The following is a 22,934-nucleotide window of genomic DNA, read 5'->3' on the forward strand; positions in this document are numbered from 1 at the left end:
CAATGTTTATGATTCGGACAAAGTTTCTCTTAAAGCTTGAGCGAACTTATCTACCCCCGCTTCAATGTCGTCAATCGAAGAACGGGCATAGGACAACCGGACATAACCCGGATCTGCGCCAAACACGCTGCCCGGAATGAACAAAACGCCATTGTTGATCCCGTTGTTCAACAGGCGGTAGTCCTTGACTGTATTGTTGATTTTGCACCATAAATTTAATCCGCCTCGAGGCAGCTCGAAGGAAACCTCGTTTCCGAGCTCCCGGTGCAGGGCTCCAGCCATAATGTCGCGGCGGAGAAGCAGCGAATCTCTCAACCGCTCCAGATGAGGAGCCAGCGAAGAGGATTCGAGCAGATGGGCCGCTATCCATTGCGGGAACAGGCTCAGGCCAAAATCCATCTGTTGACGTGCGTCCGATAGACGCCGGATAACGGCATGGGGGGCTGCCATCCAGCCGATCCTTAGACCGGAGGCAGCCACCTTCGATAAAGAACCGATATATAATACGCTTCCGTTCCGATCTATGGCCTTAATTGGAGGCGGCGCGGCGTCATCAAAGGAGGTTAAGCTGAACGGATCATCCTCAACGACCGGAATCCCGAGCTGTTCACAGCAATTCAACACCTCAGCCTTGCGCTCTGCACTCATTACGGTTCCGGTTGGATTCTGAAAATTGGGATTCAAGAACACCATGCGAATCCGGTGCTGTTTGTAAAAAGCTCGGATTTTCTCCGGATCAACCCCATCTTCGTTTACGGGTAAACCAAACAGCCGGATTCCCGCCGACTGGAACATGGGCAGGGAGTAGCAGTAGGACGGGTTCTCTATGGCGATGGCATCCCCGGGACTTAGCAGGCATTGCGTTATTAAATACAAGGACTGCTGCGAGCCCGAGGTAACGAGAATGGAATCGTCAGTTGCCTGAATCCCGCGTTGCTCTTGCAGAAAACGGGCAATCGCCGACCGAAGCGGGACGTAGCCTTGAGGATCTCCGTAGCCGAGCGGCTCATGAAAAGGCTGATTCCGCATAATCCTGATAATCTCTTCGTTCGGCGACAGCTCCGGAGCCAGCTCTCCGTTCGCCAAATTAATAAACGGGTCTCCGCTCTGGGAGGCTTCTCTGATTCTCCGCATAAAAGGCAGATTGGGCAAAAGGATGCCGCCTTCCACGTACCGGTTCCAATTGGGATAAGGTTCCATTCCCCATAAATGACCGCAAACGCGGGTGCCGCTCCCTGCCAGACTCTCGATCATGCCGGAAGCGCGAAGATTTTCGTAAGCCTGTACGATCGTGCTCCGGTTAACTCCCAATTGCCCGGCCAGCTTGCGTTCCGATGGCAATTGGCTGCCCGGAGGAAGCTCACCCAACGATATTCTCTGCTCAAGATAATTCGCTATCTGCTGGTACAGCGGCGTTTTATCCTGTCTGTCCGGTCTCCACATGCTGTTCACCTCTTCTTCATTATCCCTCGTAGGCGGTTATGAATAACCATACTATAAAAAAGAGCACTCCGTCCAAGGACGAAGCGCTCTCATACCGTTTATAAAGGAATGTTCATTCGCAATGTGTTTTTGTATTCATTTGGTCTCATTCCGGTATATTTTTTAAACGTATTCGAGAAGTAGGAATAATGGGCAAAGCCCGCCATCTCCGCCAACTCGTAATTTCGGTATTTCCCTTCGCGCAAATACTGCTTCGCCAGCTCGATCCGCCTTTCAAGGACGTAATCGATCGCTGATTTGCCAATCTCTTTCTTAAACAAAAGACTGAAGTGAGAAGGGCTTAATCCTGCTTCATGAGCGATATCGTTGATGGTAAGCTTCCTTGTGAGATGCTGTTTGATATAATGCAGGGCACGCGCAATTTCCGGCCGAACGGAGGCGGCTTCAGCCGCCTCGTATGCAGCGTCGCGTTGACGCAGCCAAGCGCGCAATTGATCCATGGCTTCGGCCAAACGCTCAATATGACTAAAAGCCGGCCATTCCGGCAAAGCGGAGTCCCGGCGGAGGGAGGAGCCAAGCGATTCCAGCCAGGCAAGCACATCACCGGGCTCCGGTCTATATAAAAGAAGCAGCGCGTAAAGGCTGTTCAAGCTTTTCTGAGTTGATGCGGAATCTGCTTTATTGTGCAAAGACACACTTAGCCCGGATAATTCGGAACGCAAAGGTTCCGTAAGAGGGCGGAAATCCGGTGTTCCGTCGGCGAAAATGGAGCGGGAGCTCTCCTGATAGAACCGGTAAATGAACAGCTTTTCCGCCTGAATGAAGCCTTCGCGGATCATGGATGGGGATTTCAGGACTCCGCTCGCGGCTAAGGTAACCGATATTTGGAGATAGGACCGAAGCGGCCCGGCAATGCTCCGTTCGAGCTGCAGGCACTTATTCCTTATTTCTTCCGTGCTTTGAGAAGGCTGTTGCAGCAGCAAAATAGCGAACTTGCCAAACTCCAGGGGGAAGAGCTCGAACTGCCCCGGGAAGACAGGTGTCAGCGACTCCCGGATGATATCAAGCATGCTGCATTCGATCAGGTAATGATCTTTCACCGAATACTTGGACTTGTATCGGGCAACATTGTCGACTTGACCGAGAATCAGGACAAAAGCGTCCGCTTCCAGGCAAATGCCCAGCTCGGCTGCCTGCTGTCTGATTTCGTTATCCTTCTCATAGACCGAGGACAGCAGCTGCCAAATAAAATGCCTGCGCAGCGGATGTTCCACAGCGCTCGATACTTTGAAATCCTTCAGATCCTGATGGGCTGTCAGAATAGCGCATGGTACCGAATCGCCAAGCTTGTTCTTCAACGTTCTATCGTCCATGGCCGGCAGTTTAATTTCAATCAACGAGTAATCCGGCAGCAGTTGCCTGATAAGCTCTAACGCTTCTTCGTTGGTGGAAGCTTTCCCGACTAGGGTACAGTCCCGCTCGGACCAAGGAAGACATCTGCGGTCGACCGCTTGGTCATCCACGAGAATTAGCGTTTTCATACGGAGTTCCTCCTTAACGATAGGCAGCATCGGCTATTTCATTATAAGGTTAGGCCAAATTCCAAAACAGTTAGCGAATCCACGGAAAATAACACGATTCAACGATTAACGGCATTATTCTGCGAGGCCGAAGAATAATTCATTTAAACGTAGAATCGTACATGTCAATGACAGACGATATCTAGTAGATTTAACGCATGATCAACTGCGAGGAGACTAGCCAATGGAGCGTACGATATACGTTAAAGATTTTACCGGCGGGGACGATGCCAGTCGCATCAGAGCGGCAATTGACCGGGCGATTGCTTCGAATGCGGACAAAGTCGTATTTGAAGCTGGCCGGTATATGCTGGACAGCGCGATCGTTATTGAAACAGAAGGCTTTGAGCATGACGCGGGCAGCTCGGAGAGTGGCAGCAAAGACTGCCACCTTATTATCAAAGGAGCCAAAACATTAACGCTTCAAGGGGCAATTGACGAACAAGGCGAGCCTGCAACTGTTCTGGTTGGCCGGAACGACGGAACCATTCACGGTTATCTTCCCGCCATTTTGTGGTGCGAGGATTGTTCGGAGCTGTCGCTCGACAGCATTGCGTTTACGAGAGAGCCTAACTTCGCTTCGGCGGGTGTTATCGTGAGCAAAGATGACAGGCATACCGTAGTAAAGGTATTTGAAGGAAACCGATGCGAAGAGATAATGGGCGCTTATTGCATGAATCGGATTCATCCGGATACCGGCGCATTGATGGGCGAGAGCGTCACCTACGGCAACGGAACGGAGAAGCCCTGGATTCGCACTGGCGACCGGGAATTAACCCTGGACGATCCTGCAGTCGCCTCGAAGGTGCGGATAGGCGAATATTTGTCCTGGCATCAAGGTGCCAGAACGGATTTTCAGACTTATTTTGCCCGATGCGATAAGCTGAAGCTCTCCAATATACGGACGATGAACGCAAACGGCTTCGCGATGCTGGCAGAGAGCTGCCGGGGGATCACGGCTGACCGGGTCGTGTTCCGTCCGGAAGGGAATAACTTATTCACCGCACCGCGCGACGCCTGGAAGCTCTTCAAATGCAGCGGTGAAATTCAAATAACCCGGATGCATATCGAAGGCGTAAGGATGGACGGCCAGAACATGCACAGCAACTGGCTGGTGCTGGAGGAGCTGCTTGACGAGAAGGAGGCGGTGTTCTTCTGTAAATATACTTTCGCTTCGCTCGTTAGCGGAAGTATCGTGGATATTCACTTAGGAGAGGAGAGCTTCCCGCTCACCATTACGGATTGGATGCATGAAGGCAAGAGGGGGCTTGGGCATCTATACCGGATTCGATTCCGGGAAAAGCTGCCGGAGGGGGCGGCAATCGGCACTTTGGCAGCTGCGGCATGCTGGGAGCCGCACCGTTACGTGTGCAGGGATTCAACTTTTATCAATATTGCCGGCGCAGGCCATCTCGTTCGCAATGATCACCTGTATCTGATCAACAATCTGTATAAAAATACGATGAACCCCGGCGTATTGCTTGGCGCGGAGCTGCCGGTCCATTCGGAGGGAGGTCATGCAACGGATATCGTAATTAAAGATTGCGAGTTCGATAACTGCGGTTTCTTCCCACGCTACGGAGCAGCCGGATGTATCGGAATCAAGTCGGCGGGCTTCAGCGGAAAATACAACAAGAACATTGTTATCGCTAGCAACGTCATGCGGAACTCTTCGATTGGCGTTCATTGCGTAGATGGGGATGAAATCTATATTATCCGCAACATTTTCGATCGGGTTGAAACACCCGTGCTAGCAGATGAAAGCGTCGGCGGTTATATTTTCGAGCAGCACAGCGAGCGCAAAAGCCATTAAGCGCATTAATCAACCGGCCCGTTCATGACGATAACGTCTTGGACGGGCTTCGTTTTGTTTATGACTTAAAGTGTGCTAAAATTAGCACATATTTTAATTTAGGAGGAATCAGTCCCGCAGCTATGGCACAACTGAAACGGTTTGGATTTGGCGTACAGGCCTTAATCGTATTGGCTTCCCAGACAGAGCTGCTGACAAGCAGCGAGATCGCGGAGCGGATTCATTGCGAGCCAACCGCTTTGCGCAAGATTTTGTCACAGCTTGCGGAGGGCGGCATCATTGAGGTGAAGCAAGGACGTACGGGCGGCTACCAGCTGGCCAGACGTCCGGAGCTTGTTACGCTCCGCGAGGTGTACAAGACCGTGCATGAGGAGGAGCCTCCGTGGGACCGCATGCTGGACACAACCGGGAATCATCATTTCGGCAAAAAAGTAAACGAGTCTTTCAAGCAAATCATGGCGGATATTTCCGACCAGGTTTATTTTGTGCTGGGCAACTATACGATATCCGATTTATTGGATTAGAATCGATCAATCGCCTGTTTTTAACGGATTGAAACGCGCTTTGCCAAGCCGTTTCACCTTGTTCCAAAATGTGCAAAATTACGCACAAATTCTAAGGGGGAATTTTTATTATGAAGCTCAAATGGTATGGCCAATCTTCTTTCATGCTGACAACAGACGAAGGCACGCGGATCTTAATCGATCCTTACGGACGACTCTTAGGCTACAGGATGCCGAAAAACATCGAATCCGACATCGTGATCGTCACGCATGATCATAAGGATCATAACCAGATTCAAGTCGCTTCCGGCGAATATATGCTGGTCAATCAACCGAGGCCATACGGGAAGAAGGAGGTGTCCATCACGGGCATCCCAACCTTCCATGACAAAGTAGGCGGCAAGAAAAGAGGCCCCAATATCGTGTACGTCATAAAGGCAGGGGGGTTGACGGTATGTCATTGCGGCGACCTCGGACATCTTCTGACTGAGGAGCAAATCGCGCAAATCGGCAAGGTGGATATTCTGATGGTCCCGGCCGGCGGCAAAATGACCTTAAACGGTTCGGATGCCGCTGCGGTTATGAACCAGCTGAAACCGGCCATTACGATTCCGATGCATTACCGGACCAAAGCGCTAGGACTGCCCGGCAGGCTTTTGTTCGATAAAGTGGAACGTTTCATCTCGGCAGCCGGCAAGCCAAGCAAGGAAGTGAAGGAGCTTGACGTGAAGAAAGAATCGCTGCAGGAATATGCAGGCATCGTTACTTTCCTGTATGATTAACGGGTAAGGAAAGGAAGGATTCCAACGATGGGCAGGCAAGCGATGCTGGAAACTAACGGATTCAAATTTTTGATTACTCTTTTAACCGCCTTGGGCGGAGGAATTGTTTTTTACCTTCTGAAGACGCCTATTCCCTGGCTGTTAGGGCCTATGATTGCAGTGTTAATCGGAACAAACGTACGGAAAGGCAAGTATAGATGGCCCGGACAATTCCGCAATTCCGGCATGATTATTGTCGGGTACACCATCGGTTTGTCCATGACGGGAACGGCGCTTAAAGAGATGGGCGAGCAGCTTCCCACGATGTGCCTGATGACCGTTATTTTGCTTTTGTTATGCGGCGGAATCGCGTTTGCGGTTTCGAAGCTGTCGGATACGGATTTCAAGACCGCTTTGCTTGGCAGTGTCCCCGGCGGTTTGTCGCAGGTGCTGGCGCTGGCCGAGGAGACCGAAGGCGTAAATTTGACGGTTGTCACGGTGACGCAGGTCGTCCGGCTGATGATTATCGTAATCGGGATTCCGTTACTCGTGTTTAGTCCGATCTTCGGGCAGGTGCATGACGCAGCGGCCGCAGCCGCGCCTTTGGCGGCCAAGCACGATAACTGGGCAGCGCTGTTTCCGAGCATCCTGATCTTCGCTCCGGCATGCGTCATTTGTGCCATTGCGGGCAACCGGATCAAATTTCCGACGGCTTTTCTGCTGGGGCCAGCGATTGCTACAGCTGTTCTGCAAGGAATCGGGCTGCACGGTCCGTCGCTTCCGTCGACGCTAACAAGCGCCGCGCAGCTAATGATCGGCACGTACGTGGGTCTGCTGCTTAAGCCGGGCAAGCTTCAGCGGAAGGCAAGGACGTTTTCTTTTGCCATAGGAAGCGGTCTGGTGCTCATGCTCTGCGCATGGGGGCTGAGCGAGCTGATGACCTTGCTTCATCCGGTATCGAGGTCCACGGCTTTATTAAGCCTCGCGCCTGGCGGGATGGATCAGATGGGGATTCTCGCCCATGAGATCAACGCGGATTTGTCCATGGTGTCCGGTTATCAATTATTCCGCACCTTTTTTATTTTCTTTGCGGTACCGCCGCTGCTGCGCCTGTTATTCCGAATCAAGCTGAAGAGCCCGCGCAAGGAGCAGCCGCAATAATTCCGTAGTTGAAGGGAGAAAAGAAGCCGCTATGAAAATCGTTGTTGCCGGCGCTGCCGGCGTTGTCGGGAGATTGCTGCTGCCTATGCTGACCGAAGCGGGGCATGAGGTGATGGGTTTGACCAGAAGCGCATCCAAGCTGAAGCAAATCGAGCAGTCAGGAGCAGCCGCCGTTGTTGCCGATGTATACGACAGGGACAGATTGTCCGAGCTGCTTGCGGATTACCGTCCGGATGTTGTAATTCATCAGTTGACCGCTCTCAGCGAATGGAACCTGGCGGATAATGCGAGAATTCGCATGGAGGGAACCCGTAATCTGGTTGATGCAGCTTTGGCTGCCGAGGTGCCGCGAATGATTGTGCAGAGCATTTCCTGGGCCTACGAGCCCGGCGAATCGGTCGCAACCGAAAAGGATCGTCTCGACGAAGAAGCGCCTCTGCCGCGAAAAATCTCGGTTGACGGCGTTATTGCGATGGAGCGGGCAGCCGCGGAAATGCCGCATTCCGTTATTTTGCGTTATGGGGCCTTATACGGGCCGGGAACGTTTTATGATGGTGATAACGGGATGTTTGCCGGGCAGGTGAAGCTGGGCAAAGTTCCGGCAACCGATGGCCGGACCTCATTCCTGCATATTGAAGATGCAGCCCGCGCTGCCCTACAGGCGCTGGATTGGCCGGCTGGCCCCGTAAACATCGTGGATGATGAACCGGTGGAAGGGAAGATCTGGCTGCCTTTATACGCCAAGTCGCTTGGCGCACCGGAGCCGGTTGTGCAGGATGGCATGAACCGCGGCGAGCGGGGGGCCTCCAACGAAAAGGCAAAACAGCAATACGGTTGGACCCCTAAATACCCGTCATGGCGGGATCAATTGTTAAGGACTTGAGACATTACGTATCAAGTCCTTAATTTTACAACACCTATAATCTAAAGTTCACCCCTTCTTCATTTGGAAATGAAAGCGTTATTATTTAGCTAGAACTGCCAACTAGACTTCCATCCATTATGATTTGGGAGGTAAAGAGGCAATTATGAAGAAGATGAAGAAGGTGACCGCGGCTGTATCCGCAGTGGCGCTCGCCGTCAGTCTTAACACCGTTTATCCCGCCGTCACGCATGCTGCAATTCCAAGCTCCTCCGCTAACTCCACGATATTTGGTCCAAATGTGTATGTCTTCGACCCAGCCATGTCTAAAACCGATATTGAAAGCGTTACCAGCGCCGTGTACGGCGAACAGGAAAAAAATGAATTTGGCAACGAACGGTATGCGCTGCTATTCAAGCCGGGTACCTACAGCGTCAATATGAATGTCGGCTTCAACACATCCGTAGCGGGTCTTGGACAGAACCCGGATGATGTTACGATAACGGGCGCCTTAAATGTCGACGCGAAGTGGGATAACGGCAATGCTACCCGAAACTTCTGGCGTTCCATCGAGAACTTGAAGATCGCTCCCCAGGATCCGAATGCAACCGTCAGATACGCCGTCTCTCAAGCGGCCCCGATGCGCCGCGTTCATGTCGTAAGCAAGGACATGCATCTGTTTGATTTTACGGCTTCCTGGGATGCGGGCTGGGCCAGCGGCGGATATTTGGCGGACTCCAAGATTGACGCCAATATCATTCCGGCTTCGCAGCAGCAATGGTTCTCCCGCAACAGCGAGTGGAACAGCTGGTCGAACGGCGTATGGAACATGGTATTCGTCGGGGATAAAAACGCGCCATCCGGCGAATTTCCGGATCCTCCCTATACGGTCATCGATAAAACGCCGGTTGTTAAAGAGAAGCCTTATCTTTATGTCGATAACCAAGGGCAATACCAGGTGTTTGTTCCTTCGCTTGAGACGAATACGCAGGGCGTCAGCTGGGCGAACGGCCAGACGCCGGGGCAGTCGATTTCGATCGACGATTTCTATATCGCCAGGCCCGACACCGCTACTTCCGCAGCGATTAACGCGGCTTTGGAGGATGGGAAGAACCTGTTCTTCACGCCCGGCATTTATCATCTGAGCGACACGATTCGTGTAACCAACCCCAACACCGTTGTATACGGTATCGGACTGCCGACGTTGATTCCGGATAACGGGCAAGACGTCATTGTTGTTGACGACGTAGACGGGGTTAATGTGTCCGGGCTTGTAATCGAGGCAGGCGAGCAAACCTCCTCAACCTTGTTGAAGGTGGGCGAACCGGGCAGCGCAGCCGATCACTCGGCCAATCCGATCTTGCTCTCCGATGTGTTCTTCCGTACAGGCGGACATGTGAACGGCAGCAACGGTACGGCACTGGAGATTAACAGCAACGATGTTATCGGCGATCACTTCTGGATCTGGCGCGCCGATCACGGCGCCGGAGCGGCGTGGACATCCAATGTCTCGAAGAACGGACTTGTCGTCAATGGCGACGGCGTTACCATATACGGTCTATTTAACGAGCATCACAATGAATACCAGACGGTCTGGAACGGTAACGGCGGACGGCTTTACTTCTATCAATCGGAGATTCCTTACGATGTTCCGGACCAGCAATCGTGGATGAGCCATGACGGAACGGTTAACGGTTACGCCTCTTACAAGATCGGCGATGAGGTTACAAGCCATGAAGCTTGGGGGCTTGGCATTTATTCGTACTTCCGGGATGCGGCGGTTAAGCTGGAGAACGCGATTGAAGCGCCGGCTAATCCGGGCATCAAATTGCATAATCTGACGACGATTTGGCTGAACGGAACCGCAGGAAGCGAAATTACGCATATCGTGAACGGCAACGGCGGAAGCGTAACCTCCAGCAGCAACATGAGACAAACGATGAAGCTGTTCGTTGGAGGAGATGCGGAAGCGCCAACCGCTCCAACAGGCTTGACGGCGACGCCGGTATCCAGCAGCCAGATCAACCTCAGCTGGACGGCTTCAACGGATAACGTTGGCGTTGAAGGCTATGAGGTATACCGGAACAATACGCTGATCGGGTCTACGATCGCTACGACTTACAACAGTACGGGATTAAAGGCTTCCGCCAGCTATACGTATAAAATCGTAGCAAAGGACGGCAGCGGCAACCGGTCGGCGTCCAGCAGCCCGGCAACAGCCGTTACGCCGGAAATATCCGGCGGCGCGCTCGACCGTACGGGCTGGACGGCCGAATCTTCGCCAGCTAGCGGGGATGCCCCTGCCAATATGTTTGATGGGGCGGGCACGCGCTGGAGCGCGGGAGTTCCGATGGCTAATGGCCAGTATATCCTTGTGGATATGAAAACGGAAGCTGATATTACGAAGATCGTAACGGAATCAAGCGGATCGGATTTTGCCAAAAGCTATGAGGTTTACGTATCGGCGGACGGCACGAATTGGGGAAGCAGCGTTGCCAGCGGCAACGGAACAAGCGGAGCAACAACGATTAACGTCGCGGCTTCCGGCGTCCGCTATATCAAGATCGTTCAGACCGGTACATCCAGCAGCTGGTGGTCCATCAATGAATTTAACGTATACGGCACGTACAAGAATACGCAGGTGGATACAACCGCGCCGGATACCACCATTGCTTCTTCTCCGGCATCCGTATCGAATGACAGTACTCCGTCGTTTACCTTCGGCAGCAATGAAGAGGGGGCAACCTTTGAGTGCAGCCTGGATAACAACGGCGAATTTTACGCGGCATGTTCTTCGCCGGTTATTTTACCGAAGCTTGCGGACGGCTCTCATACGCTGTATGTCCGCGCGGTAGATCTATTTGGTAATACCGATGAGACGCCTGCCCAATATAACTGGGACATTGATACGGTCAAGCCGGTTATTACGCTTAACGGCAATGCGGAAATTCGGATCACAATAGGCACTGCGTATCAAGATCAGGGGGCAACGGCAACGGACAGCAGACAAGGAAGCTTAAACGTTAGCGTTTCCGGCGATACGGTTGATGCAAATGCCGTTGGCGTTTATACGATTCTCTATGATGTTAGCGACGATGCCGGCAATGCCGCCGACCAAGTCAGCCGTATCGTGCGGGTAATAGCTCCGCCTCCAGTGACCAGCGGTCCATCGCTTTCCAGCGATGCGAATCTGAAAGCAATCAGCCTATCGGCAAAAGGGCAGGCTATCGCTTTGTCTCCTGCCTTCAGTCCGGCTACGGACGCTTATACGGTTGAGACCGAAGCCGATCAAGTGGCTGTCAGCGCGACAGCTTCGGATTCCGGGGCTAGAGTGGGGCTCAGAGTCAACGGCCAGGTTCCGGCATCGCAAAGCTCTGTTAATCTGGCGCTTGGAGCCAACGTGCTGGAGTGGACGGTAGCTGCGGAGAACGGCAATACCAAAACGTATAAGGTGACGGTTACCCGCGTAGCTTCTCCGGCTCCGGCCTTTACCGATCTCCAGGGACATTGGGCGGAGGAACTGATCAAGCAGGCGGCGGAGAAAAAGATTGTAAACGGGTATGCGGACGGCACGTTCCGTCCGGATAATACGATCACGCGTGCCGAGTTCGCTGTTATGCTAGTCAATGCGCTGCAGCTGCCGGGCACGAGCAAGGCGGTGACGTTTACGGACGGAGCAAGCATACAGGAATGGGCAGCAGATGCGATTGCAATTGCCGTAAATGCCGGTATCGTTAACGGTTATGGCGACGGATCCTTCCGTCCGGACGTAACCATTACCCGTGCAGAAATAGCGGTTATGATTGCGCGCATCCTGCAATTGCCGGCAGCCTCCTCCGGGACTACAGGCTTCAGCGATGATGCAACAATTCCTGCATGGTCGAAAGAGGCGATAGAAGCCTTAAAGCAAGAAGGACTGATTAACGGCCGCGGCGGCAATCTGTTTGCGCCAAACGGCACGGCTACGCGTGCGGAAGCCGCCGTGCTGCTCCTCCGGCTTCTGGAGCGATAGACAAGAAAAACCACGCCCGCGGGCGTGGTTTTTGGCATTAATTGTAATATAGAGAACATGGTATGCTGTCAGCGCTCCGTTTTCCTCAACGGTTGACGCCGAACTCCATCGTATGCTAATGTTGACTACGTTACTTATTTAGTAAATTAGTAAATAAGTATGAAGGAGAGGACGAGCAATGGAGAAACAGCGCAAGCGCGAATTAGGGACGGCTTACGCCCAAACCTTCCGGAGAATGGGTGTTTATCAGATTCGGAATACGGAGAACGAGAAAATTCTCGTGCTGGGCACGATGGATTTGGACGGAGCAAAGAACAGGCTGGCTTTCATGCAGCAGACCAATATGAACACCGTCTTCGAATTGCAGCAGGATTGGAACAAGTACGGGGGAGGCTGCTTTGTCTTTGAAGAGCTGGATTCGATCAAGCCGCGCGAAGAGAATGTGACGGACCGTTCGGAGCTGAAAAAATATCAGGCGGAAGTCGACGCTCTGCTCGAGCTTTGGATTGAAAAGCTCCAGCCCTATGATGAACAAGGCTATAACCGTCGGCCGCGTTCGAACTAGATGATAACAACCTGTCACCGATAAGGCAGGTTGTTATTTTTTTTATCTGGAAGAAGACCGGTGGGTCATTACGGATATTCATAAGCCTGCGACGATGTTAACTTGCGACTCTATCAAGGTTCACCTACAATCGAAGGTAGGACGTTATTGCCGCATAACGAGAGAAGAGGGGGAACAGCCATGCAGACTTATACCGACCAGCAGTTTGAAGGCGTTGATTTCAGCGGGGAAGACTTCAGGGAAGCCGAGCTTACGCGTTGTACGTTTATAAAATGCAGGTTTGTCGGGGCGCGGTTGGAGGAAGCGATTACGATAGGCTGCAAGTTCGAATTATGCGATTTCCATGGCGCCGCGCTGAATGCTTCCGAGCATACGGAGACGGCGTTTACGAACGGTCTGTTTGAAGGAGCGAATCTGTTCGTGGCGAAGTTCAACGCTTGCAAAATGACCGGTTCCGACTTTGCAGGCGCCGAGCTGAGCGGGATTACGATCGTGAAAGGCGATTGGTCCTATACCAATCTTCGGCACGTAAAGCTGGACAAGCAGAATCTTCGGGAGGTTCGCTTCGTAGAGGCCGATCTGATGGGAGCGTCGCTCGAGAAATCGGATCTTCGCAAATGCGATCTGACGCGGGCAAATTTGACGCAAACGAATTTAAGCGGCGCGGATTTGCGGGGTGCGGAGCTGGAAGGCGTGCCTTGGAAGACGGTTAATCTAAAAGGAGCGCGGATGGACACCGTACAGGCTATTACGCTGCTCCGGTCGCTAGGCGCAAAGGTAGAATGATGAAAGCGCATTGGAAATCTGCTAGGATAATCAGGAGTACTAATCTATTGATCATACCGAAGGGGAGAAGCGGAAATGGCGCAATCTGCGGGCATTACGAGCTTTCTTGAGACAGTGAATGTAGAAACCGGCGAACGGAGCATTCTTGCAGCATTCGATTATCTGATTGAAGCTCCGAACTGGACAAGCGATGGCAAGACCCTTATTTATAACAGCAAAGGCCGCATTTACCGTTTTGATATAGAAAAGAGGACCAGCACGGAAATCCCGTCCTCCTTCGCGGTGCATTGCAATAACGACCATGTATTGTCTCCGGACAATTCCCGTCTTGCCGTCAGCCATCATACGAGAGAAGACGGACAATCCCGTATTTATATTTTCCCGCTGGAGGGAGGAGATCCCGTTCTTGTCACGCCGATGGGACCAAGCTATCTGCACGGCTGGTCGCCGGACGGCCGAACCCTCGCTTATTGCGCGGAAAGGAAAGGCCAGTACGATATTTATGCGATTCCGGCGATTGGCGGCGAGGAGACGCAGCTGACGAATACGCCGGGACTCGATGACGGTCCCGAATACTCGCCCGATGGCGGTTATATCTGGTTCAACTCCGTCAGAACGGGTCTTATGCAGGTATGGCGGATGAAGGCCGACGGCAGCGAGCAGACGCAAATGACGTTTGACGAGAGCAACAGCTGGTTCCCTCATGTGTCGCCGGACGGCAAGCAGGTTGCTTATATCACTTATCGAAAAGGCGATGTGGCGCCGGGAGATCATCCGCCGAACAAGAATGTAGAGATTCGTATCATGTCCAGCGATGGCGGCGAATACCGCACGCTTGTTGAGCTCTTTGGCGGACAGGGGACGATTAACGTTAATTCCTGGTCCCCGGACAGCCGGAAGCTCGCTTTTGTCAGCTATCGTTTGGAAGCCTAGTCACACGGAAAAGCCGCACTTCGGTTGCCTATGAAAGGCAACGCGTAGTGCGGCTTTTTCTGTCTGCTACAGACAGGAGTGCTTCATAAACTGGATAAAGGAACGGACATGGAATGCCAGGATATCGGCCTTCCGGAAGGCCAGGCAAATATGGCGCTGCTGTACGTTTCCCGGCAGCTCGCGAAGCACCAGCTCCTTGGCCTGCACCTCTCTTGTCACGCTGCGCCAAGGCAGCATCCCAATGCCAATTCCGTGCTTGACGGATTCCTTAATCGTCTCAATCGCCCCAAGCTCCATAATAACCGTCCATTCCAGGCCGTTATCCCTCGCCCATAGCTCGGACAACTCCCTGGAGGTTGAACCGTGTTCATGCAGGAGGAAGGATTGATCCCTCAAATCCTCAACGAGAATGGTTTCCTTGTGGGCGAGCGGATGATGATAAGGGAGCACCAGCTTCAAGTCGTCATCAGCCAGCGGAATAATTTCGAGATCGTCAAAGGGCCGGACGATTAGCGATACAACCGCGACGTCAATCTCGAAATCTCGCAGCAGATTAATGACGGTTCCGGCCTGCTTCACCGTCATTTGCGGCATAACCTTGTCGTATTCGGCTTGAAAGGCAGCCAGATAGGGCGGCAGGAAATAGGTAGCCGGCGTGTAGCTTGCCCCTATCTTCAGATGCCCCCGGCCCTGCTCCCGGTGCTCCTTCATGAGCTGACCGGATTCATCCAGTAACGCGCAAATCCGTTTGGCATAGGGCAGCAGGGTTTGTCCCGCATCCGTCAGCCGCAGCTGCCGGGGGTGCTTATAGAACAGCTCAACGCCAAGCGCCTCCTCGAGTTTTTTTAAATGAAAGCTGACCGTTGGCTGTTTAAGCTGAAGCTCGGCTGCAACCTCGGTTAAGGTAGACAGGCGTGCGGCGTGGGCAAATACGCGAAGCTGCTGAATATTCATTATTGGCTCATCTCCTTAACTATCCTTGTCATACTATAGATAATTTCGATGAACCTATCAATATGAATAGATATTATTTAATATAACTTTATCATTCACTTAATCTTCCATTTACAATCCGTCGTTAATCTGAGAATGAAAGAAAAAGACATTGGAGGGGTAAGAGAAATGGCAAACGGATATAAATGGAAGGGTCTTATGCTTGTCAGCGTCCTGGCGGCAACAGCAGCACTTTCGGCATGCGGAAATAACGGCAATAACGAGGCTAACACGGCAGCGGCAGGCAACGGTGCAGCGAATGCTTCGGCGACAACCGAAGCAAGCACGGAACCATCAGCGGATGCTGCGGCAAGCCCGGCTGCGGCGGACGCAAGCAAGGATGAGCCTCTCGTTGTATATTTGAATGATTTCGACGATATCGTAAAACCAATGTTCGAAGAGAAGACAGGCTATAAGCTGGAGATCGTATCCGGCAACGGCGCCGAGATCGCTTCCCGGATCGAAGCGGAAAAAGGCAACCCGCATTGGGATGTGGTCTGGATGGACTCGATGCCAACCATCGACCAAATGGGCAAAAACGGGCAGCTGCTCGACAACTGGACGCCAAGCAATCTGGATGGATTGACGGATTTTGCCAAGACGGTTGTTCCTTCCAACAATACTTACTTCCCAACTGGCGCTCATGCAGCATCCGTTATCGTCTATAACACGAAAGCATTTGACGCAAGCAGCGCTCCCAAAACATGGGATGACCTGCTTGACGCGAAATATAAAGGCGCAGTAGGCATGGCCGATCCGGCCGTAGCCGCACCTGCGTATCCGTTCGTAGCGTGGTTCTTCCAATCCAAAGGCATGGATCAGGGCAAAACCTATTTCGAAAGCCTTATGAAAAACGGCGTTCACGTTTATCCGAAGAACCCTAACGTAGCTAAAGCGCTGACCGACGGCGAGATCAAAGCGGCAGCTCTTCAAGAAAGCAATGCGTACACGCTGAAAAATGCCGGCGAACCGGTTGATATTATCTGGCCGGCGGAGGGTGCACCGGCATCGGTTCGCGTGGCCGCGATTCAGAAGGAGTCCAAGCATCAGGAAGCGGCAAAAGCATTCGTTGAATTCCTGCTTGATCCGGCAACCCAGCAAGCGCTTATCGATAAAGGCGACGAGAGCTATTTCGAGCCATCGGTAAAAGGCGTTAACGCAAAAGCCGACCGTGCGGCAGACGCAAAGCTGGTTGTAGCGGAAGCCGGCTGGGCGGGCGAGCATGAAGGCGAAATCAAACAATGGTTCGCGGATAACGCGGTGAAATAATGCTGCGACTCGGGACTCAAGGAAACCGGACTGGCTGGCTCGTGCTGGCCGTCCTGTTTCTACTTATTCTGCTGCCGCTTATTGCCGTCGTTATTCAAGTACTCCTCCCGGGAGTATTTTTTGGTCATTTCGAGCTTGGCGATCTATCGCTTCTGCTGGATGTATTCCGGCGGCCGCTTTGGTATGTTTCGTTGAAAAATTCGGTCATGCTTGGCATTGGAACAACGGTTCTCGCCACCATTATCGGCACGGCCATCGCGATGGCCAGATCGAACTGGGCCTTCCGCGGAGCCAAGCTGCTTGATTTTGCCGTATGGATTCTGATTATTACGCCATCCTTCATTTTGGCGCAGGGCTGGGTCATGTTTGCCTCGGCGGACGGACTTGCAGCCAAATGGCTGGGCTGGGATAGTCTTCATTCTTTTATTTTTCAGCCAATCGGACTTATTGTCGTCATGACGCTCAGCAAGTTCCCGCTTGCTTATCTAACCGTTTATTCCGCGCTGGAGTGGAAGGTTGAGCGGCTGAGCGAGGCGGCGCGATTGTCCGGGGGGTCCAGCTGGACGGTATGGCGTACCATTCAAGCTCCGCTTTTGCTTCCGGCTATCTGTTCCGGAGCCATGCTCGTATTTATGGATACGGTAGGCGATTTTGGTCTTCCGGCGTCCATTGCGACCATTTTCCGTTTTCCAACCTTGCCTTATTCGATTTATTCCGCGTTATACACGTCGCCGATCCGTTTCGATATGGCCGGGGCGTTATCGTTTTATCTCGTGCTGCTCATTGCCCTGGCGATGAGCGTTCAGCTGTATGCCATGCGCAAGTCGCGTTATGATTTCCTGTCTTCGAGAGCAACGCGTTCGGAACCGAAGAAACCGCGAAAGGGCGGGATTTACCTTGTTATTGGCAATATCGTGTTTCTTGCCATCGTCATCGGCATTCCGTTTGGCTCCAATCTGCTAATGTCTATTTCGGGCAGCTCGACCGCCGGCAAGGGGCGCGAGTTGACGTTCGAACATTATAAAGCTTTATTTACCGGAAATAACCGCAATTTGCTCGAAGGCCTTGTCCATTCGCTGGAGATTGCCGCCGTGGCAGCCGGTATCGGTCTGCTTGTAGGATTCCTTGTCGCGTATGTGCTGACGTATTCGCAGTTCAAGCTGCGCAAAACCATTGACGTCATCTCGCTTGTATCCCTTGCCGTACCGGGTATCGTACTCGGGATCGGGTATATCTTCATCTGGAATCAGGCCTGGCTCGAGAAGATTGGACTTCTGCTGTACGGAACGCCGTGGATTCTGATTCTGGCAAGCGTGGCCGGCGTGATTCCGGTTATTACTCGCGTAGTTGTCGGGGCAATGGCGAAGGTGCCGAGACAGCTGCTGTCGGCGGCGCAGATGCAAGGGGCGTCGTTCAGCCAGAGAGTGACCACGATTCTGATGCCGTTGATCAAAGGGGCGCTCCTGTACGCGGGTCTGGCCGCGTTTGGAGCTAGCGTATTCGATCTGGCGATCTCGTCCATTCTGTATCCGCCTAACTTTATGACGCTGCCGGTTGTCATCAACAAGGCATTCGAGGATCTCCAGTTTGGTTACGCGGCAGCCGCAACGCTGACCGGCGGGGGAATTGTCATTCTGATCATTGCCGTAATGGAATTGCTTATTAAACCTTCAAGAAAGCGGGTAAAATCATGACGAATACGATACTGGAAGTCGAACGGCTGGGCAAATCCTTTGGTTCCCATACCGCGCTGCGGAACATTAATTTCTCGGTAAAGCAAGGGGAGATTATAAGCGTGCTTGGACCGTCCGGCTGCGGCAAATCTACGCTGCTTCAGCTGATCGCCGGGCTTCAGCAGCCGGACGAAGGCGAGATCCGCCTGCGCGGCATAACGGTTGCGTCGGTATCCAAGCTTGTCGCTCCGGAGAAACGCGGCATCAACATGGTGTTTCAGGATTACGCGTTATGGCCGCATATGACGATCTATGACAATATCGCTTACGGGCTCCGCAGGCAAAAGGTCGCGGCAGGGGCAATCCGCGAACAAATTGCGGAGCTAGTAGCACTGCTGCATCTGGAAGGGCTGGAGGACCGGCTTCCGCCGCAATTGTCGGGCGGACAACAGCAGCGGGTAGCAATCGCGCGCGCTCTGGCGACTAGGCCCGACCTGCTGCTGCTTGACGAGCCGCTTTCGAACCTGGACATGCGCCTCCGCATCGAGATGCGCTCGGAGATGGCTTATCTGTTCCGTCAGCTGGGCACAACCGTCTTCCACGTTACGCATGATCCCGATGAAGCCTTTGCCATGGCCGATCGTTTGATGATTATGCGGGCAGGCGCCGTTGACCAGATTGACCGTCCGCAAATATGCTACGATCGCCCGGCAACCCTGTCCGCGGCTATGCTGCTTGGAGCGGGCAATCGCTTGAAGAGCAAGCTGGTGCGGGTTGGGGAGCATACGACCGTACGAATTGCGGGGCAAGAAATCGTAGGAACGCTGCCAGGCTCCCCGAAGGTGCAAGCAACCGAGCAGGTTGACCTGCTGTTCCGCCCGGATTCGGCTGAATGGCAGCCCGTACCGGCGTCATCGGCGAACCAGCTGCCCGTTCATGTGCTGCATAGCGTATTCGAAGGCAAGCGCTGGCGGGTGCTGGCGAAGACATCCGACGGGCAGCCAATCTCCTTCCTGCATGATGAATATCTGGATGCGGGTGAGGAAGGCACTCTGCAGATCAACGCTTCGGACGCGTTTGTGTATCCTCAGCAATCGGCATAAAGGCATCAGGAAAGAGACAACCATGCGGTTGTCTCTTTTTTGAATTCAAAGATTGGTCGCCGATAGCCGTTTCACCTTGTTAACACCACAATTGCGGATTAGAAGAAATAAGGCGGGTTGGGCTGCTGGAGATGGCCGAAGGCTTTCGGATGCTGCTGCTGTGGGTAAGGCTGGGATCCAAACGGGCCGAAGGGGCCGTAGTTCTGCGGTTCATTGGGATAGGGATAATAGGGCTGCCCGGCTTCCGGCTCGCGCGTCATTTGCTGCGGATGGCAATTGGCCGGCGGGCCGATGACCGTCGTATCCGTAATCGGTGCCAGCGTTTCTTTGACCATCTGCTCGTTCAGGCAGTACGTATGGGCAAGCACGCCGGGAGGCGTCAGGCGCAGCATATCGGAATAACCGATAAACTCCGGAACCGGTGCGTCAAAGATTGCAAGGAGGTGGGTGTTATCCACCGTAGCGATTTCGTAATGCGGCCAGCCTTGCGGCACGTTGGCGACTTGGCCGGGCTGAATCTGGAAGTTCAGCAGCTTTTTCGTAAACGGATTAATGATCGATACAACGGCCGAACCGGCAATGCAATAGACCAATTCGGATGCGTTCTGGTGAATATGAGGCTCAACCACATTCGAACGGCTTAGGTAAATATCCAGCAAGGAAACATTGCCAAGCGTATTTAATTGTTCAATCGACAAGGTATTGATAAAGTTTCGGTTGTCTTTCTTGAACGTTGTGTTTGTGTTCACGTCGTACCAGAATTGCACATTAGGGGATGTGAAATCCATATAGGATACCGCCACTAGTTCTCCGCCTCTCTTACTTGGACTAATGGGATATCCTATGCCTTCGCCCGGCAGGACGTTCGCCTATTTCAAATAGGACTTCCCCGGGTACTTCACGACCGGCCATTTCTCCTTGCGCAGCGCGTTCAGAAGCTCGGGACCGACATGCAGATTATCTCTTACAAGATCCCTTGGCGTAAGCGCCATCCATTGGTTGAGGGAGACGTCCATAAACCGGTCGCTCTTGAACATCTCCAGAAACCATAAGGACTCATCGCCGGTATTCTGAATGTAATGTCCATAAGCAAACGGCACGTAACCGACATCCCCGGCCCGGTAATCAAACGTTCTTGCGGCACCGTTTCCGGCAAAGACGGTCATCCGTCCTTGTCCGGTCAAATAATATTGCCATTCGTCATTGTTCGGATGCCAATGCAGTTCCCGCATCGCACCGGGCTTGATCTCGACAAGCGCTGCGGCAATCGTTTTGGCGGCATGAAAGTTGGTGGAGTCGGCAATCCGAACCGTACCGCCGGGCGTCACGATAGGCGTCTGGGCAAGAAGGCGGTATTTGAAGCTTTGCGGCACCGTACCGTAAGGGGAATGAACCTGTTGGCTTTCGAGCGGGCCGGGTACGTTATCCTGAAAAATATAAAGCTGATCCGTCGGAATCGAATCAAAGGCAGACTCCGGTACGCCAAAGTTAGCGCATAACACGTCTTTTGGCGTATGGGCGAACCAGTCGGAAATCGACAGCGTGTTCAGATCGGAAAATTTGCCGTCGTCAAAAACAAGCAGGAACTCGCAGCCATGCTCAAGCCCTTGTATGGAATGCGGCAGTCCCGCCGGGAAAAACCATAAGTCGCCCGCTTCCACGTCCGCGATAAAATTGCGTCCGTCCTGATCGACGGATGTAATCCGCGCGCTTCCCCATATCATGTAGGCCCACTCGGATTGCTGATGCCAATGCAGCTCTCGGACGCCGCCGGGCGTCAGATACATGTTTACCCCCGCCAGCGTTGTGGCAATCGGCATTTCGCGCTGCGTAATCTCGCGGGACCAGCCTCCCTGATTGAGCTGCATATGCGTATCGGAGAACGAGAATTTCAGGTTAGGCACCAGTCCGTTATCGGTTATCGGGGGACGAAGCATATCGGGATTTTCCAAGTCCCTCATAATATCGCGCGGACCCAAGTCGGGTCCGCCCGCGCAATCGCTAGGCCGGTAAGGCTGAGGTACGGCAAACGGTTCGCTTTTCCCATCCTTAACGTCAGGCGACAGGTTGTTGGAATCAGCAGGCTGCATATTAGAAGAAGCGTTGGCATGGCTGCCGGCGTTCGAATCGTTCATTCCTTTCCCTCCTATATAAGCTCTTCAAGCAAACATATGACGGAAGGGTTGGTTTTTATGAGGCAGGCTGGCAGAAAAAAAGCCGGGCAATCTGCCCGGCTGTCATGCGATTTAGAAGTCGGCCGGTCCCATTTTACCGTCCTGGAAGTCAACGAAGGCTTGAAAAACTTCCTGCCGGCTGTTCATGACAAACGGTCCTTGCTGGAAGACCGGCTCATCGATGGGTTCACCGCTTAGAACGATCACCAGCGTATCGTCGGTCTGGCCTTCAATCTGAATGGTTCCTTCCGTATTGGTGAAGAGGACGAAATCTCCCTCGGCCGCTTTTCGCTCTCCGTTAATGACGGCACTGCCTTTCAGCACCATCGCCGCCGTATTGTAGGACGCAGGGGGCTCGAAGCTTGCCCGGCCGCCGGCTTTGAACGAGATATCGAACAGGTCAACCGGAGTAAAGGTTTGGGCAGGGCCGGTTACGCCGTTGAAGCTGCCGGCGATAACGCGAACCGTACCGCCGCCGTCAGGAAGCTCCGAATATCCCATATCCGCTTTGAGAAGCTCCTGATATTTCGGCGCGTGCATTTTGTGCGCGCGGGGGAGGTTGACCCACAGCTGAATGACATGGAACAATCCGCCGCGTTGGGAGAAGTTTGTCTCATGATATTCCTTGTGCAGCAGACCGGAGCCTGCCGTCATCCATTGCACGTCTCCGGGGCCGATAATCCCGTGATGGCCTTTGTTGTCATGATGCTCGACGTAACCGTCGTATGCGATGGTAACCGTCTCGAAGCCGCGGTGCGGATGCGCGCCAACGCCTTTTACCTCATTGCTTGGCGGGAAAACAAACGGCGCGTTGTAATCCATCAGAATAAAGGGACTAAAGCGTTCGCTGAAGTTCGTGCCGCCGGGGAAATAATTCGATACCCGGAATCCGTTGCCAACCATATGGAATGGAGCCCCTTGATATACGCCTTCTACCGCCCGGAATGTTGTTGTCATGATCGATGCAACTCCTTATATTTGAATTCTGTTCATTAATAATTATCTTAATTTAAAGATATTATACTATAAAAAAGTAAGTGTGTAAAGAGGTTGGAAGCAAAAGCGATTGAAGCTTTCTTTGTTATGTTATTTTTCATTAATAGCTGTAAATGTTTCAACTTAACCTGTATGTTTTGTTTCAAGAAAGTCTATATACATGTAATTGTATAATTATGCAAGAAAAGATGGACGGGGAACGATAGTTCAATAAGTAGATGGTAGAGGTTTATAAATTGTTATAATGGTTAAACTATAAAAATAACTATCGATTGTGTTTAACTGATATTCATGACTAAACTGTGCA

The 22,934-nt window shown here is 52.7% G+C and carries 18 protein-coding genes; 12 read left to right on the forward strand and 6 right to left on the reverse strand.

Translation table 11 applies throughout. The features are described 5' to 3' along the window. Positions 1–6: 6 nt before the first annotated feature. Together pdxR and EV294_RS03690 are read right to left on the reverse strand one after the other, a co-directional pair. Positions 7–1,443 (reverse strand): MocR-like pyridoxine biosynthesis transcription factor PdxR, encoded by a 1,437-nt coding sequence (pdxR, locus tag EV294_RS03685; protein ID WP_132303923.1) that lies wholly within the window; start codon positions 1,441–1,443, stop codon positions 7–9. Between the two features lie 98 nt (positions 1,444–1,541). After that, positions 1,542–2,984 (reverse strand): AraC family transcriptional regulator, encoded by a 1,443-nt coding sequence (locus EV294_RS03690; protein WP_165930568.1) that lies wholly within the window; start codon positions 2,982–2,984, stop codon positions 1,542–1,544. Positions 2,985–3,207: 223 nt separating this feature from the next. On the opposite strand from EV294_RS03690, the gene EV294_RS03695 reads away from it, so the two are divergent. From EV294_RS03695 to EV294_RS03735, 9 genes are all read left to right on the forward strand, one after another. Continuing rightward, the gene (locus EV294_RS03695; protein WP_132303927.1) at positions 3,208–4,836 is read left to right on the forward strand and encodes a hypothetical protein; all 1,629 of its coding nucleotides are present in this window, start codon (positions 3,208–3,210) and stop codon (positions 4,834–4,836) included. A gap of 122 nt (positions 4,837–4,958) precedes the next feature. Continuing rightward, positions 4,959–5,360, forward strand: a complete 402-nt coding sequence (locus EV294_RS03700) for an Rrf2 family transcriptional regulator (protein ID WP_132303929.1) — start codon at positions 4,959–4,961, stop codon at positions 5,358–5,360. Between the two features lie 110 nt (positions 5,361–5,470). Next, positions 5,471–6,121: an MBL fold metallo-hydrolase gene (locus EV294_RS03705; protein ID WP_132303931.1), complete on the forward strand. Its 651-nt coding sequence runs from the start codon at positions 5,471–5,473 to the stop codon at positions 6,119–6,121. A gap of 42 nt (positions 6,122–6,163) precedes the next feature. Beyond that, positions 6,164–7,261, forward strand: coding sequence for an AbrB family transcriptional regulator (locus EV294_RS03710; RefSeq protein ID WP_243711579.1), 1,098 nt, complete (start codon positions 6,164–6,166; stop codon positions 7,259–7,261). Positions 7,262–7,292: 31 nt separating this feature from the next. After that, positions 7,293–8,144 carry an NAD-dependent epimerase/dehydratase family protein gene (locus tag EV294_RS03715; RefSeq protein ID WP_132303935.1) on the forward strand — a complete coding sequence of 284 codons (852 nt, stop codon included), beginning with the start codon at positions 7,293–7,295 and terminating at the stop codon, positions 8,142–8,144. 145 nt (positions 8,145–8,289) lie between these two features. Beyond that, on the forward strand, positions 8,290–12,135 hold the full coding sequence (locus EV294_RS03720) for an S-layer homology domain-containing protein (protein ID WP_132303937.1): 3,846 nt from the start codon (positions 8,290–8,292) through the stop codon (positions 12,133–12,135). A gap of 178 nt (positions 12,136–12,313) precedes the next feature. After that, positions 12,314–12,700, forward strand: a complete 387-nt coding sequence (locus EV294_RS03725) for a GIY-YIG nuclease family protein (protein ID WP_132303939.1) — start codon at positions 12,314–12,316, stop codon at positions 12,698–12,700. A 180-nt stretch (positions 12,701–12,880) separates the two neighbouring features. Continuing rightward, positions 12,881–13,486 (forward strand): pentapeptide repeat-containing protein, encoded by a 606-nt coding sequence (locus EV294_RS03730; protein ID WP_132303941.1) that lies wholly within the window; start codon positions 12,881–12,883, stop codon positions 13,484–13,486. 75 nt (positions 13,487–13,561) lie between these two features. Then, entirely contained in the window at positions 13,562–14,419 is an 858-nt protein-coding gene (locus EV294_RS03735; protein ID WP_132303943.1) for a TolB family protein, read from the forward strand. 66 nt (positions 14,420–14,485) lie between these two features. Here EV294_RS03735 and EV294_RS03740 read toward each other — a convergent pair whose 3' ends face one another. After that, on the reverse strand, positions 14,486–15,373 hold the full coding sequence (locus tag EV294_RS03740; RefSeq protein WP_132303945.1) for a LysR family transcriptional regulator: 888 nt from the start codon (positions 15,371–15,373) through the stop codon (positions 14,486–14,488). Between the two features lie 168 nt (positions 15,374–15,541). Here EV294_RS03740 and EV294_RS03745 point away from each other — a divergent pair, with 168 nt between their 5' ends. From EV294_RS03745 to EV294_RS03755, 3 genes are read left to right on the forward strand one after another with little or no spacing between them, the layout of a single operon-like run. Further along, the gene (locus EV294_RS03745; RefSeq protein ID WP_132303947.1) at positions 15,542–16,681 is read left to right on the forward strand and encodes an ABC transporter substrate-binding protein; all 1,140 of its coding nucleotides are present in this window, start codon (positions 15,542–15,544) and stop codon (positions 16,679–16,681) included. Beyond that, positions 16,681–18,375, forward strand: coding sequence for an ABC transporter permease (locus tag EV294_RS03750; protein WP_132303949.1), 1,695 nt, complete (start codon positions 16,681–16,683; stop codon positions 18,373–18,375). Before EV294_RS03745 ends, EV294_RS03750 begins: the two co-directional genes overlap by 1 nt. Further along, on the forward strand, positions 18,372–19,457 hold the full coding sequence (locus EV294_RS03755) for an ABC transporter ATP-binding protein (RefSeq protein WP_132303951.1): 1,086 nt from the start codon (positions 18,372–18,374) through the stop codon (positions 19,455–19,457). Before EV294_RS03750 ends, EV294_RS03755 begins: the two co-directional genes overlap by 4 nt. Before the next feature lie 98 nt (positions 19,458–19,555). Here EV294_RS03755 and EV294_RS03760 read toward each other — a convergent pair whose 3' ends face one another. The 3 genes from EV294_RS03760 to EV294_RS03770 form a co-directional block, all read right to left on the reverse strand. Further along, the gene (locus tag EV294_RS03760; RefSeq protein ID WP_243711556.1) at positions 19,556–20,260 is read right to left on the reverse strand and encodes a cupin domain-containing protein; all 705 of its coding nucleotides are present in this window, start codon (positions 20,258–20,260) and stop codon (positions 19,556–19,558) included. 66 nt (positions 20,261–20,326) lie between these two features. After that, a complete protein-coding gene (locus EV294_RS03765) occupies positions 20,327–21,592 on the reverse strand; it encodes an oxalate decarboxylase family bicupin (RefSeq protein ID WP_243711557.1) in 1,266 nt (421 codons plus the stop codon). 111 nt (positions 21,593–21,703) lie between these two features. Continuing rightward, positions 21,704–22,588: a pirin family protein gene (locus EV294_RS03770; RefSeq protein WP_132303953.1), complete on the reverse strand. Its 885-nt coding sequence runs from the start codon at positions 22,586–22,588 to the stop codon at positions 21,704–21,706. Positions 22,589–22,934: the final 346 nt, after the last annotated feature.

The sequence above is a fragment of the Paenibacillus sp. BK033 genome, from assembly GCF_004345425.1.
In the GTDB taxonomy this organism is placed as follows: domain Bacteria; phylum Bacillota; class Bacilli; order Paenibacillales; family Paenibacillaceae; genus Pristimantibacillus.